We start from the raw sequence: 12052 nt of genomic DNA on the forward strand, positions 1-12052 counted from the left end.
AGAGACTAGCAACAAGCCTGGGTTCAAAAAAGTGTAGGAGACAGTTATGCAGATAAACCCTCTGACCTGTGCCATAGGCGCGGAGTTGGTCGATGTGCAACTGGCGGATGCGCTGCGCGATGATGGGCTTTTCGCAGAGATCAAGGCGGCCTTGCTCAAGCACAAGGTGCTGTTCTTGCGTCGCCAGAGAATCAGTCGCGCCGAGCATGTCGGTTTTGCCCGGCGTTTTGGCGAGCTGGAGGACCACCCGGTGGTCGGCAGCGACCCAGAGCATCCCGGCCTGGTGCAGATCTACAAGACGCCGGACAAGCCGCTGGACCGGTATGAAAACTCCTGGCATTGCGATGCCACCTGGCGCGAGGTGCCGCCCATGGGCTGCGTACTGCGCTGCGTCGAATGTCCGCCGGTTGGCGGCGACACCATGTGGGCCAATATGGCACTGGCTTACGAGATGCTTCCATCGCATATCAAGGACGTGATAGCCCCGCTGCGGGCACGTCACAGCATTGAGTGCACCTTTGGCGCAGCCATGCCTGGACAGAAGCGTCTGGCCCTCAAGGCGCAGTTTCCGGATGCCGAGCACCCGGTGGTTCGTACACATCCGGAAACCGGTGAAAAAGTGCTGTTTGTCAGCGGCTTCACCACTCATTTCACGAACTTCCACACGCCCGCCAATGTGCGTGTGGGCCAGGACTTCACCCAGGGCTCATCCAGTCTGCTGCAGTTCTTGATAAGCCAGGCCGCAATCCCTGAGTACCAGGTCCGCTGGCGCTGGGAGCCCGACAGCATCGCCATCTGGGACAACCGCGCGACACAGCATTACGCGGTGATGGACTACCCGCCCAGCCATCGAAAGATGGAGCGCGCCGGAATCATCGGCACACCGACTTTCTGAGCATCGGAAGACGCCCGTGGCAAGGCGCAGAACCTGACCGAGCGGTGCGGTGCAAGCACAGTTGCACGCAAGGCTCCGAGCGCGGGCATGGCATTCATATAACTACGGAGACACCATCATGAATTTCCTCGACGGTCACCTGGTTGCCGAAAACCAGCAGCCTCTCATCATCACCGCAGCTCCTTATGCGCCTTCGTGGCTGCCGGAGGACTTCCCAGGCGAAATTCCCGTCACGATGGAGGAGCAGATTCAAAAAGCGGTGGACTGCTACAACGCCGGCGCCCAGGTGCTGCACTTGCATGTGCGTGAACTCGACGGTCGCGGCAGCAAGCGGCTTTCCAAGTTCAACGAGCTGATTGCCGGCGTGCGTGCCCGCGTTCCGGACATGATCATCCAGGTGGGTGGGTCGATCAGCTTTGCACCCGAAACCGATGGCGCGGCCGCCAAATGGCTGTCTGACGATACCCGCCACATGTTGGCCGAGCTGGACCCCAAGCCCGACCAGGTGACGGTGACCATCAATACCTCGCAGATGAACATTCTGGAGCAGTTCGATGCGCGGGATATCGAGGGCACTTCGATGGAGGACCCAGCGGTGTTCAATGCCTACAAGGAGATGACCGTGCCTGCACAGCCGGGCTGGGCCGAAGAACATATACGCCGCCTGAGTGCGGCCGGCATTCAGAGTGCCTTCCAGTGCTACAACATCAACAGCTTCGAGTCGGTGGAGCGGCTGATGCGTCGCGGCATCTACAAAGGTCCGCTGGTGCTGAACTGGGTGGCCATCGGTGGCGGCATGGACCAGCCCAGCGTCTACAGCCTGGCCAATTTTGTGCGCGCCGTGCCCGACGGTGCGGTGCTCACGGTAGAGGCCTCGGTGCTGAACGTGCTGCCCATCAATCTCATGGGAATTGCCATGGGCCTGCATGTGCGCTGCGGCACCGAAGACAATCTGTGGAACCAGACCCGGACCCGAAAAATAGGCACGGTGGAGCAGATCGAGCAACTGGTGCGCATTGCCAAGGAATGCAGCCGCCCCATCGCCACTCCTGCCCAGGCGCGCGAGATCTGCCAGATCGGCGTGTTCTACGACACCGTGGAAGAGAGCCTGGCAAGGAACGGCTTTGCTCCGAATCGCAACGGTGCTCAGCAGGGTTTTCTGCGCAAAGTCGCCTGAGGTCAAAGGAGCGCACGATGCAACGCATTCCCGTTTTTTTATCCATGGCTCTGGCTGCTGCGTTGCCGCTTGGCAGCGCTCTCGCTTTCACCGACAAGCCCGTCAAGCTCATTGTTCCCGCCCCGCCCGGCGGCACGATCGATGTGTTTGCACGCATCATCAGCGATCAGCTGGCGCACGAGCTCAAACAGCCTGTGATTGTGGAAAACCGCCCCGGTGCCGGTGGTGCCATGGCGGTGAAATACATGCTGTCCCAGCCCTCAGACGGCAATACCCTGCTGGTGACGGTGACCAATATCCTGACCGAGGTTCCGCACGTGCTCAAGGGGGGCTTTGATGCCATGAAGGATGTCAGGCCCGTCTCGCAGATGGCACGCTCCGTCATGGTTTTCATTGCTTCGCCTCAGTTCCCGGCCAAGGATGCCAAGGAGGCCATTGCCTATATCAAGGCCCATCCGGGTCAGCTGTCCTTTGCCTCCTACAGCCAGGGGACGGCATCGCAGTACGCAGGGGCGATCCTGAATCAGAAGGCCGGCCTGGACATGCAGCATGTGCCGTTTCCTGGATCTGCACCGGCATTGGCACAAATCATGGGCAATCAGATTCCGCTGATGTTCGACGGCTCCGTGACCACCAAACCGCTGGTTCCCAGTGGCAAGGTCAAGCTGCTGGCCGTTGCTTACAAGAGCCGCTTGTCCGATTTTCCCAATGTGCCGACGATGGCCGAGGTCGGTTATCCGGAGCTTGATTTCAGCAACTGGGCGGGTGTGTTTGCTTCGGCAAAGACGCCGCAGCCGTTGCTGGAGAAGATCAATGCCACGCTGCAGAAGGTCAACGCCAGCCAGGCGGTGCAGGCGCGTTATCTGTCCACCGGCTTCGAGCCCATCAAGCAGGAGCGCACTCTGGAGCAGCTGTCTACCGATCTGCAGGCCGAGTACCAGCGCAACGGTGAGATCGTCAGGAATTTCGGCATCAAGCTGAACTGAATCGGCTCGTCTATCGGTCCGGGCATGTCTGCGGCTGAGGATGCCCGGACTTTTGCTTTGCAGCGCTTGCTGCACCTCGCTGTGAACAATTGATACAGGAGCATTTCATGACTCAGGCCATTCGCTTTTACGAGACTGGCGGTCCAGAAGTTCTGCGACTGGAAAACGTTGCCGTGGGAGACCCCGGCCCGGGCCAGGCGCGTGTGCGACATAGCTATATCGCACTCAACTTCATCGATGTGTACTTCCGCTCAGGGCGTTATCCGTTGGCCTTGCCCAACGGGCTGGGCTCGGATGCCGTAGGTGTGGTCGAGGCCGTCGGAACGGGTGTGACGGATATCCGGGTGGGTGACCGCGTTGGCTATCTGATCGGTCCGCAAGGCGCTTATGCACAGGCGCGTGTGATGCCTGCAGAAGTGCTGATTCCGTTGCCCGACGGAATTTCAGACCGTACTGCAGCCACACTCATGATGAAAGGTATGACGGCCCAGTATCTGTTCCGTCAGGTCTATTCGCTGCAGGGCGGCGAAACCATTCTCTACCACGCAGCTGCCGGAGGCGTAGGCCTGATTGCCTGTCAGTGGGCCCGCGCCATGGGAGTCAACATGATTGGTACGGTCAGCACGGATGAGAAGGCCGAACTGGCCAGGGCGAACGGATGCGCGCACACCATCGTGACGTCTCGTGAAAACATCGTCGAGCGAGTGAAGGAAATCACGGCAGGCAAGGGCGTTCCCGTGGTTTATGACTCGGTAGGCAAGGACACACTGATGGACTCGCTCGATTGCCTGCAGCCGCGTGGCTCGCTGGTCAGCAACGGAACCTCTTCCGGCTCCGTGGTGGTGGACTCATCGCTGCTGGCTGCCAAAGGCTCGATCTGGATGACCAGGCCGGCCATGGTGCATTACATCCAGCCCCGCTCACATATGCTGGAGATGGCTACAGAGCTGTTCGAGCACGTGCTGGCAGGGCGCATCGTGAGTGAGCCGCAGCAGGAGTTTGCCTTGGCCGAGGCGGCACAAGCCCATCGCGCATTGGAAGCGCGCAAGACCGTGGGGGCCACGGTACTCGTGCCATGAGCTCCAGGGTGCAAATGTTGAGCGCGTAAAGCCATTGCGAAGATCTGTGCCGGCTCCTTTTCCAAGGTGCCGGCTTTTTTCTGTCTGACATTGGCCATGCGGCGGGGCGACATTCCTAGGGATTTCACCTTGGGCAGATGGCACCAAATAAGCAATGAATGGCATCAACTGCACAAGAGCTGCAGCCTTCCTTTTCTAGAGTGATTTCGCGGATCAAGACCGCGAACTCATAACGAAAAGGAGACATGACATGCCACGTATTTCACGCTATATCTGGAGTTTTTTTGCCCTGTCCGCAAGCAGTCTGGCCAGCGCTCAGTCATCCGTGACGCTGTTCGGTGTCATGGATGCGGGCGTCAGCCGCTACATGGTGCGCAGCAATTCCTGGGACGGCTCCGGTCGCACGGCCAGTCAAGGTATCTGGGCGCTGTCACCATCGGGCAATCTGGCCAGCCGTCTGGGTGTTCGTGCCGTTGAAGATCTGGGTGCTGGAATGTCTGCCAGCATGTGGCTGGAAGCGCCTGTGACCAACGACACGGGCGGCGGCGCATTGAACTTTGGGCGACGCTCCACCGTCAGCCTGGCGGGCAATTGGGGCGAGCTGCGCCTTGGGCGTGATCACACGCCGTCGTTTCTGAATGACTGGGCCTTTGATCCCTATTCCGTCAACGGCGTGGGCGTCAATTTGCTGGCGGTGGTCAGCAGCAACCTGGCCATCAACCGTGCGCTGAGTACGCAGACCAGCGGCACGCTGCCGGAGCGCTTGCTGGGAAACGGTTTGTCGGCAGGCACGGACAATTATCTGCGCGCCAACAACTCCATTGGCTACCACCTGCCGACAGGATTGGGCGGAATTTATGGTCAACTGATGTATGCCTTCCCGGAGAATGATGCCAGGCGCGGCCGCTATGCCGGTGGACGCATTGGCTGGGCCAGTGGCCCCACCGATATTGCGCTGGGCTATGGCGAAAGCATGCTGGGCACTTTCAACGGTCGCAAGGAAACCATCAAGTCCCTGAACCTGGGAGGTTCGTACAACTTCGGTCCGGTCCGCGTGTTGGGCGAGTGGTCGCAGGTGCGCAACGCGCGCAGCGATGTGCGGGCCACAGACCGCTATGACGGGCTTCTGGCGGGTGTGCAAATCCCTGTCGGGCTGCATCAGTTCAGGGCGTCGGTGGCCAGGGTGCAATTCAAGAATGGGCAGGGAGCCGGCGACGCATCGGTGAACAAGCTGGCCTTGGGTTATGTGCATAACCTCTCCAAACGCACGGCGCTCTACACCACGGTGTCGCGTATCAGCGTGAGCAATGGACACAACAATCCTGCGGTGATGGGTGTGACACCGCTGGCCGTCAGCAGCCCGGTCATCATGCCGCAACCGGCTTACAGCAACAGCCCCGGCATGCAGCCACGCAGCGCATTGGGCTTTGATGCGGGTCTGCGCATGATGTTCTGAAGGCAGCACGTTGCTGCTGCCGCGAGGCGAATCACGAAGAGGCGGATCTGAGGGAGAGCGTGCCGCAAAGGGCTGCTCGCTTGCCGGCGTTGCGGTACTTTGTGAAATAAAAAGAACGGTCGTTCTAATTTGGCTGATTTTTGGCTACACTGGCCTCGATTATTAAAGCCCAGGAGACCTTTCATGTCCGATCTGAACGCCCGGTTTGAAGAGACCGTCAAGAATTCCACCTCGCTTGGCGAGCGTCCCGATAACGCCACCTTGCTCAAGATCTATGCCTTGTACAAGCAGGCGACCGAGGGTGACAACGAAGCCAAGAAGCCCAGCTTCACTGACATGGTGGCACGCGCCAAGTGGGACGCCTGGGCCAAGCTGGAAGGCACGACGCCGGATGAGGCCAAGCAACAGTACATCGATCTCATCGAGTCGCTGCGCTGATCCGCTCCGGCGCTGATTGCCGACAAGGCCCCGGGTTCCGGGGCCTTGTCGTTTCAATTCAGACCACATCACACTGCGCCAAAGACGGAGGCCGGAAACTGGCGCCCCGCCAAGCCGGGGGCACCAAGGAAGGTCCGCTCCGTCCCGAAGGTGTCGCCCCCCTTGGGGGAAGCAGCAGGGCTGCTCAGAGGGTGTCAGTACCTGTTCGAGAAATTGGCGCTGATGCGCTGACGCAAATATTCCGCCCCTGTAATGGGTGGATATTTTTTGGCCGGCCCTTCGATCACCGCATCTTCGTTGGCCTGGCAGAAGAAGGCCAGGCTGTAGCGGGCTCCCTGGTACTCATGGGGCTGTGGGTTGCGCACGCGGTGGAAGTTGCTGGGCAACTGGTCGTCGCTCCAGCGCATCAGCATGTCGCCGATATTGCAGGTGATGACGCCATCCACGGGCTTCACGGGCGTCCATTGCTGGGCTTCGGCCTCCTTGCCGGGCAGCACCTGCAGCCCACCCTGGCCGGCGCGCTGGAACAACAGCGTCAGGCAGTCGAAGTCCGTATGTGCGCCTGCACGCCACAGGCCGATTTCGTCCTTGAGTGCAGGGTCCACGGCAAAGTAATGCAGCATGCGCAGCGTGCTCTGGTAGCTGGGCACGGCGGGGTCATGTGCGCGGGTGAAGAACTCCTCGTCAAAGCCCAGCTTGTAGGCAAAGCAGGACAGCAGCTGCATACCCACCTGCCAGCATTGGTGCTCAAAGGCCAGCGTGGCCTGCTGGAAGCCGGGCAGCTCCTGCTCGCTGGGCCACAGGCCCTGCATGCGTGGGCGTGTGACCTGATAGGACTCTTTCTGGTCGGGAGTGCGCGTGGAGGGACGGATCTGCGCCTTGTGCTCCCAGCCTGCGTTGCGCGATAGCGGCCATTGCGCCTTGGTTTCGGGCGGCAAGCCAAATAGCTGTTCGGCCCTGCCAAATGCGGCGTCGATATCGGCCTGGGCTATGCCGTGGCCGGAAACCTGGAAGAAGCCGATTTCCACCGAAGCGCTCCAGATCTGCTCGGCAATCTCCTGCTTGCGTTGCTCGAAGTCGCTGATGTCTATGACGCGAACTTCGCGCGCCGAGGTTTCTGCGCCTTGCCCGCCCATACGGGCTTCCTTGTCCAGTTCGCCAAGGCTGTAAGAGTGGTTGGTCATGCTCTGCATAAGAATTTCTCTTGCGATGACTTCAGACACCGGCGATGCCAGTGAGGCTTGCGGTTGCTGGCACCTGAAGTGTGGATACCAGGTGCGGCTGTGTGCCGCACCCACTTCAAGAGCAATGACCCGCGAAGCTGCTGACCGGCGATGGTCAGAAGCACCGTGCTGAACGCTTCTACTCTTGATTTGAGTGCAGCAAACAGCGTGCCAGCCATTCGCTAGGGCACAGGCGCCCTTGGTTTTGGTGCATGGCTTCAAACTGGTGCACTGCCGTGCATGAATCCATGCATGCGCTGCTCGGACGTGCACCTTGTTGATACCCGACAAGCGGAAATCAAAAGCAGGCACGCCAATTGCTAGAAGGTTGAACGAGTAGAAGCGTTCAGCCTGCATCCGTGTGCAGTGCCAGGAAATTGCTCAAGTCCTGCCAGTGGCTGCCGCCGCCGGCATTCCTGTCGCCAGAGACCTGAGAGTTCCCCCATGCAACGTCGCCATTTTCTTGCTGCCCTGCCTCTTTGCGGTGCGCCCTGGGTTCATGCCCAGGGCAAGTCGCTGACGCCGCTGAAATTCACGCTGGATTTCCGTGTCAACGGCCAGACTGCTCCTTTCTTTCTGGCGCAGCAAAACGGCTACTACCGCGATGAGGGGCTGGATGTGAGCCTGGATGTGGGGTCGGGCTCGGTGGCCTCCATCACCCGCATTGCCAGCGGCGCCTACCAGCTGGGACTGGGCGATATCAGTTCGCTGATCGAATTCAATGCGCAGAACGCCGGCACGCCTCGTGTGCAGGCCGTCTATCAGTACTACAACCGCGCCCCCTTTGTGATCATCGGACGCAAGGACCGGGGCATCACTTCGGACTTCGGAAGTCTCAAGGGCAAGAAGGTGGCCGCAGCGGCGGTGGAGTCCACGCGCCGTGCCTGGCCCATGGTGGCGCGGCGCAAGAACCTGCCTGCGGATCTGTTTGCCTGGTCGACAACGGAGTTCTCGGCACGCGACAACGTCATGGTGCGTGGCGATGTGGATGCCGCCACCTATTTCCATGACTCGGCGGTATCGCTGTTTGCGCGTCTCAAGTCCGAGGAGCTTTCCATACTGCGCTACAGCGATGCCGGCGTTCATCTGTATGGCAATGCGATCCTGGCGTCCAGCCAGTTGATTGCCGAGAAGCCGCAGGTCGTGGCCGCTTTCCTGCGCGCCACCAACCGTGCGATTGTGGAATGCCTTGCCAACCCCGCAGCAGGCATTGCCGCCGTGCGCCAGCGCGAGCCGATTCTCGATGAGAAGCTGGAGCTGGAGCGCTGGTCCATCACCGCACAGTATGTGGCAGCGGCAGACACGAAAAGCCATGGACTGGGCGACTTCAGCAAGCGTTTGATGGAGCAGCAGCTGGACAGCGTGGTGCAGACCTTTGCGCTCAAGACCACGCCATCTGCCGACGCACTGTTCAACAGCAGCATGCTGCCCGCCAGGTCGGCGCGCATGCTCAAGGCCTGAGGAGGAACCAACCATGTCATTGCCTCAAGCCCAGGCCTTGAATGACGCTGATGGCCGCTATTTGCGCGAAGCCATTGCGCTCGCCGATACGGCACGTGAGCGCGGCAACCGGCCTTTCGGCGCGCTGATCGTGGCCGCCGACGGACGCGTGCTGGCCCGGGCCAGCAATGCCAACGGCGAAAGCGGCGATTGCACGGCCCATGCCGAGCTGTCCGCCATCCGCCTGGCCAGCCCCTTGCATTCACGAGATGAGCTGGCCGTCGCCACGCTGTACTCGTCTGCCGAGCCCTGCGTGATGTGTGCCGGCGCGATCTTCTGGTCCGCCATCGGCAGGGTGGTCTATGGCATCGATGCCGAGCGGCTGCGCGTGTTCCGTGGCGAGCGGCTCGATCAGAAGGATGCCGAGCTGTCCTGCCGCGATGTGTTTCAGGCCGCTTCGCACGCCATCGAATGCATCGGGCCGGCCTTGATCGAAGAGGCCAGCAGTTCGCACCAGGGCGCCTGGAAGGTCTGAGCCCCGGCACTCATTCAACCGCAATTCATTGACATAGAGAGAGGGAAGCCACCATGCAAACCAAGCGCCTGTTCCTGCAATCCGTTCTGGCCCTGGGCAGCTTTGCCAGCGCCACGGCAGCCTTTGCCGCAACGCCCATCAAATTCCAGCTCGACTGGCGTTTCGAAGGACCTGCTGCGCTGTTTCTGCAGCCAGTTGCCAAGGGCTATTTCCAGGCCGCTGGGCTCAATGTGACGGTGGATGCCGGCAGCGGCTCCGGTGGCGCGATTCAGCGCGTGGCATCGGGCTCTTACGACATGGGCTTTGCCGATCTGGCCGCACTCATGGAGTTTCATGCCAACAACCCCGAAGTCAAGGACAAGCCCGTGGCCGTGATGATGGTCTACAACAACACGCCGGCCTCGGTCATGGCGCTCAAGAAGAGCGCCATCGCCAAGCCTGCGGACCTGACGGGCAAGAAGCTGGGAGCGCCGGTCTTTGATGCAGGCCGACGCGGCTTTCCGTTGTTTGCCAAGGCCAACAAGGTCGGCGATGTGCAATGGACCACCATGGATCCGCCGCTGCGCGAGACCATGCTGGTGCGCGGCGATATCGATGCCATCACGGGCTTTACCTTTACTTCGCTGCTGAACCTGGAGGCGCGTGGCGTGAAGGCGGCCGATGTGGCGGTCATGCCGTTTGCCGACAACGGCGTCAAGCTCTATGGCAACGCCATCATCGCCAGCGCCAAGCTGGTGCGCGAGAATCCCGAAGCCGTGCGTGCCTTCCTCAAGGCCTTCAGCAAGGGCGCCAAGGAAGTCATGGCCAACCCCGGCGCTGCCATTGCCTATGTGAAGGAGCGCGACGGCATCGTCAACACGGCGCTCGAAACCCGCCGTCTGCAACTGGCGATCGACACCGTGATCAACACCGCCGATGCGCGCGGCGAGGGCTTTGGCCAGGTCAGCCCCACACGCATGGCGCTGATGGCTTCCCAGATCTCTGACGTCTATGCGACCAAGACACGCGTGAACCCGGAGACGCTCTGGAACGGCCGTTTCCTGCCGCCCGTAGCGGAACTCGACGTTTTTCCCAAAAAGTAATTGCTCATTGATTGATAGCTGGATGCGCTTGTGTGACAGGCGCTACAGCCTGTTTTTATGAAGTCATCAGATACAGAAGCTGCCCGGCCATTTGTCGAATTCAAAGACGTCTGGCTGGCCTATAACGAAGAGCTGCTGCAGGCCAACCACTTTGCGGTGGAAGCCATCGACCTCACGGTGCAGCGCGGCGAGTTCATCGCCATCGTCGGCCCTTCGGGCTGCGGCAAGTCCACTTTCATGAAGCTCACCACGGGCCTGAAGATGCCGTCCATGGGGCGCATCACGGTCGATGGCCAGCGCGTGACAGGGCCGCTCAAGATCTCGGGTATGGCGTTCCAGTCCTCTTCGCTGCTGCCCTGGCGAACCACGCTGGACAATGTGCTGCTGCCGCTGGAGATCGTGGAGCCGCACCGCTCGCAGTTCAAGCAAAAGCGCAAGGAATACGGGGCCCGTGCCATAGAGCTGCTGGGCAAGGTCGGGCTCGCTGGCTATGAACGCAAATACCCCTGGCAGCTTTCAGGCGGCATGCAGCAGCGCGCCAGCATCTGCCGCGCCTTGATTCACGAGCCGCAGATGCTGCTGCTCGACGAGCCCTTTGGCGCGCTCGACGCCTTCACGCGCGAAGAGCTGTGGTGCATTTTGCGCGACCTGCAGGCCGAGCAGAAGTTCAATGTGATCCTGGTCACGCATGATCTGCGCGAGAGCGTGTTCCTGGCCGATACCGTCTATGTGATGAGCAAAAGCCCGGGCCGCTTCGTGGTGCGCCGCGACATCGACCTGCCGCGCCCGCGCGATCTGGAGGTCACTTACACCCCCGAGTTCTCGGAAATCGTCTACGAGTTGCGCGGCCATATTGGCGCCCTGCGCAAAAGCGGCACCGACACCGCTGCAGCCATTCCTCAATAAGGCGCATCATGAAACATAGAAAAACCGCCGAGCGCTGGGCTCCCTGGCTGCTGTTGCTGCTGATCGTCCTGCTCTGGCAGATCATCTGCTCGGGCTTCGGCGTCTCGGAATTCATCTTCCCCAGCCCCTGGGCCATAGGCCATCAGCTCTATGAGTTTGCGGGCACGATTGCCATGCATGCCTGGCGCACTTATTGGGTGACGATGGCGGGCTTTGCGCTGGCGATCGTGGTGGGCGTGCTGCTGGGGTTTCTGATCGGCTCCTCGCGCCTGGCCTATGCGGCGTTCTATCCGCTGATGACGGCATTCAATGCTCTGCCCAAGGCCGCATTCGTGCCGATTCTGGTGGTCTGGTTCGGCATCGGCGCAGGCCCGGCCATTCTCACGGCCTTTCTGATCAGCTTCTTCCCCATCATGGTCAATATCGCCACGGGTCTGGCCACGCTGGAGCCCGAACTGGAGGATGTGCTGCGCGTGCTGGGAGCCAAGCGCTGGGACGTGCTGATCAAGGTCGGCCTGCCGCGTTCCCTGCCGTATTTCTACGGCTCGCTCAAGGTCGCGATCACGCTGGCCTTTGTGGGCACGACAGTCAGCGAGATGACGGCTGCCAATGAGGGGATCGGTTATCTGCTGGTCTCCGCCGGCTCTTCCATGCAGATGGGCCTGGCCTTTGCGGGGCTGATCGTGGTGGGGGCCATGGCCATGGTGATGTACGAGCTGTTCAATCTGCTGGAAAAGCACACCACGGGCTGGGCGCGCCGCGGTTCTCAGGGCGAGTGATGCGCTGCTGCTGATCGCTGCCAGCGCAGCACCTGAAAACGAAGAAGGACTGCCCG

At 60.8% G+C, this 12052-nt stretch carries 12 protein-coding genes; 11 read left to right on the forward strand and 1 reads right to left on the reverse strand.

Annotated elements, in window-relative coordinates; genetic code table 11:
- Nucleotides 1-46 precede the first annotated feature (46 nt).
- From ACLBXN_RS11720 to ACLBXN_RS11745, 6 genes are all read left to right on the forward strand, one after another.
- Entirely contained in the window at nt 47-895 is an 849-nt protein-coding gene (locus tag ACLBXN_RS11720) for a TauD/TfdA dioxygenase family protein (protein WP_447612238.1), read from the forward strand.
- Between the two features lie 118 nt (nt 896-1013).
- The gene (locus ACLBXN_RS11725) at nt 1014-2072 is read left to right on the forward strand and encodes a 3-keto-5-aminohexanoate cleavage protein (RefSeq protein WP_447612239.1); all 1059 of its coding nucleotides are present in this window, start codon (nt 1014-1016) and stop codon (nt 2070-2072) included.
- Nucleotides 2073-2089: 17 nt separating this feature from the next.
- Entirely contained in the window at nt 2090-3058 is a 969-nt protein-coding gene (locus ACLBXN_RS11730; protein WP_447612240.1) for a Bug family tripartite tricarboxylate transporter substrate binding protein, read from the forward strand.
- Nucleotides 3059-3165: 107 nt separating this feature from the next.
- The gene (locus tag ACLBXN_RS11735) at nt 3166-4137 is read left to right on the forward strand and encodes a quinone oxidoreductase family protein (protein WP_447612241.1); all 972 of its coding nucleotides are present in this window, start codon (nt 3166-3168) and stop codon (nt 4135-4137) included.
- A 250-nt stretch (nt 4138-4387) separates the two neighbouring features.
- A complete protein-coding gene (locus ACLBXN_RS11740) occupies nt 4388-5593 on the forward strand; it encodes a porin (protein WP_211457248.1) in 1206 nt (401 codons plus the stop codon).
- 183 nt (nt 5594-5776) lie between these two features.
- On the forward strand, nt 5777-6031 hold the full coding sequence (locus tag ACLBXN_RS11745) for an acyl-CoA-binding protein (RefSeq protein ID WP_003050754.1): 255 nt from the start codon (nt 5777-5779) through the stop codon (nt 6029-6031).
- A gap of 194 nt (nt 6032-6225) precedes the next feature.
- Here the strand turns inward: ACLBXN_RS11745 and ACLBXN_RS11750 are convergent, their stop codons facing one another.
- Entirely contained in the window at nt 6226-7224 is a 999-nt protein-coding gene (locus ACLBXN_RS11750) for an isopenicillin N synthase family dioxygenase (RefSeq protein WP_447612242.1), read from the reverse strand.
- A gap of 474 nt (nt 7225-7698) precedes the next feature.
- Here ACLBXN_RS11750 and ACLBXN_RS11755 point away from each other — a divergent pair, with 474 nt between their 5' ends.
- Genes ACLBXN_RS11755 through ACLBXN_RS11775 form a run of 5 tightly spaced genes read left to right on the forward strand, consistent with a single transcriptional unit; the run spans nt 7699 to nt 11996 of the window.
- Complete coding sequence (locus tag ACLBXN_RS11755) at nt 7699-8715, forward strand: ABC transporter substrate-binding protein (protein ID WP_447612243.1); 1017 nt, start codon at nt 7699-7701, stop codon at nt 8713-8715.
- A gap of 13 nt (nt 8716-8728) precedes the next feature.
- Nucleotides 8729-9229: a nucleoside deaminase gene (locus tag ACLBXN_RS11760; RefSeq protein WP_043004014.1), complete on the forward strand. Its 501-nt coding sequence runs from the start codon at nt 8729-8731 to the stop codon at nt 9227-9229.
- A gap of 53 nt (nt 9230-9282) precedes the next feature.
- Complete coding sequence (locus tag ACLBXN_RS11765) at nt 9283-10311, forward strand: ABC transporter substrate-binding protein (RefSeq protein WP_447612244.1); 1029 nt, start codon at nt 9283-9285, stop codon at nt 10309-10311.
- 57 nt (nt 10312-10368) lie between these two features.
- A complete protein-coding gene (locus ACLBXN_RS11770; protein ID WP_447612245.1) occupies nt 10369-11217 on the forward strand; it encodes an ABC transporter ATP-binding protein in 849 nt (282 codons plus the stop codon).
- Between the two features lie 8 nt (nt 11218-11225).
- Nucleotides 11226-11996: an ABC transporter permease gene (locus tag ACLBXN_RS11775; protein ID WP_003050766.1), complete on the forward strand. Its 771-nt coding sequence runs from the start codon at nt 11226-11228 to the stop codon at nt 11994-11996.
- The last annotated feature ends 56 nt before the right edge of the window (nt 11997-12052 follow it).

Source organism: Comamonas sp. C24C (genome assembly GCF_053345995.1).